The sequence below is a fragment of the Acidovorax sp. HMWF018 genome, from assembly GCF_003061035.1.
Lineage (GTDB): Bacteria > Pseudomonadota > Gammaproteobacteria > Burkholderiales > Burkholderiaceae_C > Acidovorax > Acidovorax delafieldii.
Map to the genome: position 1 here is coordinate 1 of NZ_QAIM01000167.1, position 5,824 is coordinate 5,824.

Sequence of the window (5,824 nt, forward strand, 5' to 3'; positions counted from 1 at the left end):
ACGCCCATGTTGCGCAGCACGGTGCTGTCGGTCAGGTCACGCTGCCAGCGGCTGATGGGCAGCTTTTCGGACAGGTGCTTGAGCAGCGCGTTGGCCAGGCCCAGGTTGCCTTCGGCGTTCTCGAAGTCGATAGGGTTGACTTTGTGCGGCATGGTGGACGAGCCGATTTCGCCCGCCTTGAGGCGCTGTTTGAAGTAGCCCAGGCTCACGTAACCCCAGATGTCGCGCGAGAGGTCGATCAGGATGGTGTTGGCACGGGCGACGGCATCAAACAGTTCGGCCATGTAGTCATGGGGCTCGATCTGGATGCTGTACGGCTGGAAAGTCAGGCCCAGGCCCAGAGGCTCGGGTGTCTCGATGACTTTCTTGCTAAAGGCTTCCCAGTCAAAGTCGGGCCAGGCAGACAGGTGGGCGTTGTAGTTGCCCACGGCGCCATTCATCTTGCCCATGATCTTGACGCTGGCGATGCGGTCGCAGGCGGTTTGCAGGCGCATCACCACATTGGCCATTTCCTTGCCCACGGTGGTGGGGCTGGCCGTCTGGCCGTGGGTGCGGCTGAGCATGGGCACTTCGGCAAAGGCGTGTGCCATTTCGCGCAGCTTGAGCACGATGCGGTCCAGCCCTGGCAGCACCACCTGATCGCGACCCGAGCGCAGCTGCAGGGCGTGGCTGGTGTTGTTGATGTCTTCGCTGGTGCAGGCAAAGTGCACGAACTCGGAGGCTTTTTCTAGCTCGGGGCGTGCCTCGAACTTGCTCTTGATCCAGTATTCGACCGCCTTCACGTCGTGGTTGGTGGTCTTCTCGATCTCCTTGATGGCTGCAGCATCGGCCTCCGAGAAGTTCTTGACCAGGCCCAGCAAGTAAGCGCGCGCTCCGGTGGTGAGGGGCTTGAACTCTGCAAACCCTGCATCCGACAAGGCAATGAACCACGCCACTTCCACTTGCACGCGGCGGTGCATGTAGCCGTGCTCGCTCATGATCGGGCGAAGGGCGGCAAGTTTGGGGGCGTAACGGCCGTCAAGCGGCGACAGGGCGGTGATGGTGGACAGGCTCATGGCGCACGATTGTAGGCGGGGCCGGTCGGCGGGGTTTGTGGGGGCGGCGCATCAGTCAGCCTCATGCCGGGTCGCTGTCGATAGAATCAAACCCGAATTGTTCAGCATTCCCCGCGCACTGGAAGACACACCATGAAATTGATCGGAGCCACCGCCAGCCCCTACGTGCGCAAGGTACGTATCGTGATGGCTGAGAAAAAGCTCGACTACCAGTTTGTGCAAGAAAACGTCTGGGCAGACGACACCCATATCTCCGCATCCAACCCCCTGGGCAAGGTGCCCTGTCTGGTGATGGAAGGCGGCGAGGCTGTGTTTGATTCGCGTGTCATCGTCGAATACCTCGACACCCTGTCGCCCGTGGGCAAGCTCATCCCTTCCCAGGGCCGCGAGCGCGCCGAAGTCAAAACCTGGGAGGCCCTGGCCGACGGCGTGATGGATGCCGGCATCCTGGCCCGCCTGGAAGCCACCTGGGTTCACCGCAAGGACAGCGAACGCAGCCAGGCCTGGATCGACCGCCAACTGCTCAAGGTGAACGATGGCCTCAAGTCCATGAGCCAGGGTCTGGGCGACAAGCCCTATTGCAGCGGCATCCACCTGAGCCTGTCGGACATCGCCGTGGGTTGCGCCCTGGGTTGGCTGGAGTTCCGCTTTCCCGAGATCGCCTGGCGCAGCGAGTACCCCAACCTGGGCAAGCTGCTCGACAAGCTCATGCAGCGCCCGAGTTTCGCGGACACCAAGCCCGTCTGACCCCGTCCTCGGCTGCTGAAGGGCTCCGGCAAGCCCGTCCTCCCGCGGAGTGCCGCGGGTCTTTGTGCAGTCCGGTCCCCTGCTTGCCGTATGCTCCCGGGCGTATGAACGAAATGGTTCAAAACCCACCCCCCACCGCTGGTACCAGGGCGACCCGCCAGCGCGCCGCGCGCGAGGCCGCTGCCACGCCGGGCGCCGACCGGGTGCGCGTGAACGACCCAGACCGCACCATGGCCGACATCCTGCAGGTGGCCACGGCAGAGTTTGCCGACAAGGGCCTGGCCGGGGCCCGCATCGACGAGATCGCGGCACTGACCAGCACCAGCAAGCGCATGATCTACTACTACTTTGGTAGCAAGGAAGGTCTGTATGTGGCGGTGCTGGAAGACGCCTACCGCCGCATCCGGCGCATTGAGTCCGAGTTGCACCTCGAAGACCTGGCGCCCGAGCAGGCACTGCGCACCCTGGTCGGTTTCACGGTGGACTACCAGCTTGCCAATCCCGACTTCATCCGCCTGGTCATGAACGAGAACATGCACCGGGGCGAGTACATCACCCAATCCGCCACGATCCAGGAACTGAATATCCCGGTCATCCATGCCGTGCGCGACGTGTACCAGCGTGGCGTGGCGGCGGGGGTTTTTCGTCCGGATGTGGACCCTGTCGATCTGCACATGTCGATTTCGGCGCTGTGCTTTTTCAACGTGGCCAACCGCCACACCTTTGTCGCGATCTTCAAGCGCTCGCTGGATACGCCTGCCGCCACGGCGCAACGCCGTGAATCGATCATTGAAATGATCGTGCGCTTTCTGCGGCCCTGAATCGAATCCCGCCGGCGCGCTGCGCGCCTGGCACCCTGCTGTTCTTTAGGGCCATGAGCCGGAGGACGCTCTTCGCCGGGCGTGGTTGACCCATCCATCGCGGCCCCACGCCGCGCCACCCAGCACTGCCCTATCGCTGTTCGCGAGCAGGGTTTGCACCTAGATCAAATACTAACCAGTTCGTACAAAATTAAATCCACTACCTGATAACGACTGGAGACACCATGCTTGCACTGGCCGACCGCTGGCTCGGGCGATACACCCGCGCACTCGACATGCTTTCCGGCCTGTGTCTGGCCATCATGGTGGTGCTGGTGTTCGGCAACGTGGTACTGCGCTACACGGTGAACTCGGGCATCACGGTGTCCGAAGAGCTGTCGCGATGGCTGTTTGTGTGGCTGACCTTCATGGGGGCCGTGGTGGCTTTGCGAGAGCATGGGCACCTGGGCACCGATGTCTTGGTGTCTCGCCTGCCCGCTGCGGGCAAGAAGGTCTGCCTGGTTCTCGCACAGATCTCGATGCTGTATGTCTCCTGGCTGCTGCTCAAAGGCAGTTGGGCCCAGATGCTGATCAATGCCGACACCGAGGCGCCGGTGACCGGGGCGTCCGTGGGCATCTTCTATGCCAGCGGTGTGCTCATGGGCGCATCAGCCATTGCCATTCTGGTCCGCGATCTGCTGCGCACGCTCTTTGTGCCGCTGGGCGAGCATGAGCTGGTCATGGTGCAGGAAAGTGAAGAACTCGCGGCACTGCAACACCGCACGGAAGACGCCAGTGCCACCCCTCCCTCGGCGGGCACACGCCGCTGATCCCTTTTTTGCACTGGAACGCGCACCATGACCGTCACCATCTTCCTGGGCTCCCTGCTGCTTGCCATGGCGATCGGTGTCCCCATCGCTTACGCGCTGCTGATCTGCGGTGTGGCGCTGATGTGGCATCTCGACCTGTTCGACGCGCAGATCCTGGCACAGAACGTGATCAACGGCGCGGACAGCTTCCCGCTGCTGGCCGTGCCCTTCTTCATGTTGGCGGGCGAAATCATGAATGTGGGGGGGCTGTCCAAGCGCATCGTGAAGCTGGCGCTCACCGTGGTGGGCCATGTCCCCGGTGGCCTGGGCTACGTGGCCATCATGGCGGCCGTGATCCTGGCGGCAGTGTCGGGCTCGGCCGTGGCGGATGCGGCGGCACTCGCGTCGCTGCTGCTGCCCATGATGGTGGCTGCGGGGCACAACAAGGAGCGTTCGGCGGGCTTGATTGCCTCCGCCGGGATCATCGCGCCAGTGATACCGCCCTCGATCGGCTTTGTGATCTTTGGCGTGGCCGCCAACGTGTCCATCAGCAAGCTGTTCCTGGCGGGCATTGTTCCTGGCGTGCTGCTGGGGCTCTCGCTGGCTGTGACGTGGTGGTGGCTGGTGCGGCGCGAGAACGTGGCGCCGCCGAAGCGCGCAACGCGCGCCGAGCTGCTGCTGGCGTTGCGCGAAGCCGTCTGGGCCCTGGGCCTGCCCATCATCATCCTGGTGGGTCTGCGCATGGGGGTGTTCACACCCACCGAGGCCGCCGTGGTGGCCGCCGTCTACTCGTTGTTTGTCGCGATGGTCGTGTACCGCGAGCTGACCCTGCGCCAGCTGGTGGATATCTTCCAGACCTCCGCACGCACCAGTGCCGTGGTCATGTTCCTGGTCGCAGCTGCCATGGTGTCGGCCTGGCTCATCACCGTGGCCGATCTTCCGTCCGCTGTCATCGGCATGCTGGAGCCCTTCATGGGCAACCAGACGCTGTTGCTGATTGCGATCATGGTGCTGGTCATGGTGGTGGGCACCGCGATGGACATGACGCCCACCATCCTCATCCTCACACCCGTGCTGATGCCGGTGGTCAAGGCGGCGGGCATTGACCCGGTGTACTTCGGCGTGCTGTTCATCATCAACAACGCCATTGGCCTCATCACGCCGCCCGTGGGCACCGTGCTCAATGTGGTGGCCGGGGTGGGCCGCATTTCCATGTCGCAGGTCACCCGGGGCGTCATGCCGTTCATGGTGGCGCAGTTCATCGTCATGTTCCTGCTGGTGCTGTTCCCATCCATCGTTCTCGTGCCCTTGCGCCTGCTTGGGGGCTGACCCTCCCTCCCGCGCCTACCGTTTCTGCCTGCCCAAAAACCAAGGAGACCATCCCATGAAGCTGCTCAAGACCCTGCTCGCCACGGCCCTCGTCGCCGCATCGCTGCTGCCCGCTGCGCACGCGCAGGAGCGCACCATCAAGTTCGCCTTCCAGAACCAGAAGGACCACCCGCAAGCCCAGGGCGCGCAAAAGTTTGCCGACCTGGTGGCGGCCAAGACCAACGGCCGAATTGCCGTCAAGCTCTTCCCCGGCGGCACGCTGGGCGGCGACCTGCAGACCGTGTCGGCGCTGCAAGGTGGCACGGTGGAGATGACGGTGCTCAACGCGGGCATTCTGTCGGCCCAGGCCAAGGAATTCGGCATCTACGACTTCCCCTTCCTGTTCGCTACGCCCCAAGAGGCTGACGCCGTGACGGACGGCCCCTTCGGCAAGAAGCTGCTCGACAAGCTGCAGGCCAAGAACCTGGTGGGCCTGGGTTATTGGGAGCTGGGCTTTCGCAACCTCACCAACAGCAAGCGCCCCATCACCAAGGCTGAAGACATTGCAGGCCTCAAGATCCGCGTGATCCAGTCGCCCATCTACATCGACATGTTCAACGCGCTGGGCGCCAATGCCGTGCCCATGCCCTTCCCCGAGCTGTACACGGCCATGGAGCAGAAGGCCGTGGACGGCCAGGAGAACCCGTTCTCCACCATCCTGTCGTCCAAGTTTGCGGAGGTGCAGAAGTACCTGACCGTGACGCGCCACATGTACAACCCCCAGGCCGTGATCGTGAGCAAGAAGTTCTGGGACAGCCTGAACCCTGCTGACCAGAAGGCGCTGACCGACGCCATGGCCGAGGCCACAACCTTCCAGCGCGGTGTGTCGCGCGTGCAGGCCAATGTGGCGCTGGAAGACCTCAAGAAGGCCGGCATGCAGGTGTCCGAGTTCTCGCCTGCCGAGCTGGACAAGCTGCGCGCCAAGGTGAAACCCGTGGTCGAAAAGCACAGCGAAAAAGTGGGCGCAGAGACGGTGAAAGAGGTCTACGCCACGCTGGCCAAGCTGCGCGGCGGCAAGTAAGCCCCACGCTGCTCTCCCTGCACG

6 protein-coding genes are annotated in these 5,824 nt (G+C 63.4%); 5 read left to right on the forward strand and 1 reads right to left on the reverse strand.

Annotation, left to right across the window (positions count from 1 at the left end):
* The coding region (gene purB / locus DBR23_RS06340) for an adenylosuccinate lyase (protein WP_108497672.1) at positions 1-1,055 on the reverse strand (1,055 nt) is incomplete at its 3' end.
* A 132-nt stretch (positions 1,056-1,187) separates the two neighbouring features.
* Here purB and DBR23_RS06345 point away from each other — a divergent pair.
* The 5 genes from DBR23_RS06345 (at position 1,188) to DBR23_RS06365 (ending at position 5,800) form a co-directional block, all read left to right on the forward strand.
* On the forward strand, positions 1,188-1,802 hold the full coding sequence (locus DBR23_RS06345; protein ID WP_108497673.1) for a glutathione S-transferase N-terminal domain-containing protein: 615 nt from the start codon (positions 1,188-1,190) through the stop codon (positions 1,800-1,802).
* A 104-nt stretch (positions 1,803-1,906) separates the two neighbouring features.
* Positions 1,907-2,623: a TetR/AcrR family transcriptional regulator gene (locus DBR23_RS06350; protein ID WP_108497674.1), complete on the forward strand. Its 717-nt coding sequence runs from the start codon at positions 1,907-1,909 to the stop codon at positions 2,621-2,623.
* A gap of 224 nt (positions 2,624-2,847) precedes the next feature.
* A complete protein-coding gene (locus DBR23_RS06355; RefSeq protein WP_108497675.1) occupies positions 2,848-3,432 on the forward strand; it encodes a TRAP transporter small permease in 585 nt (194 codons plus the stop codon).
* Positions 3,433-3,459: 27 nt separating this feature from the next.
* Entirely contained in the window at positions 3,460-4,740 is a 1,281-nt protein-coding gene (locus DBR23_RS06360; RefSeq protein WP_015016272.1) for a TRAP transporter large permease, read from the forward strand.
* A gap of 55 nt (positions 4,741-4,795) precedes the next feature.
* On the forward strand, positions 4,796-5,800 hold the full coding sequence (locus tag DBR23_RS06365) for a TRAP transporter substrate-binding protein (protein ID WP_099731779.1): 1,005 nt from the start codon (positions 4,796-4,798) through the stop codon (positions 5,798-5,800).
* Positions 5,801-5,824: the final 24 nt, after the last annotated feature.

What these genes read in the sequence shown, in the direction of transcription:
- DBR23_RS06345 (WP_108497673.1), top strand. Translation starts at nt 1,188, where the DNA reads ATGAAATTGATCGGAGCCACCGCCAGCCCCTACGTGCGCAAGGTACGT.
- DBR23_RS06350 (WP_108497674.1), top strand. Translation starts at nt 1,907, where the DNA reads ATGAACGAAATGGTTCAAAACCCACCCCCCACCGCTGGTACCAGGGCG.
- DBR23_RS06355 (WP_108497675.1), top strand. Translation starts at nt 2,848, where the DNA reads ATGCTTGCACTGGCCGACCGCTGGCTCGGGCGATACACCCGCGCACTC.
- DBR23_RS06360 (WP_015016272.1), top strand. Translation starts at nt 3,460, where the DNA reads ATGACCGTCACCATCTTCCTGGGCTCCCTGCTGCTTGCCATGGCGATC.
- DBR23_RS06365 (WP_099731779.1), top strand. Translation starts at nt 4,796, where the DNA reads ATGAAGCTGCTCAAGACCCTGCTCGCCACGGCCCTCGTCGCCGCATCG.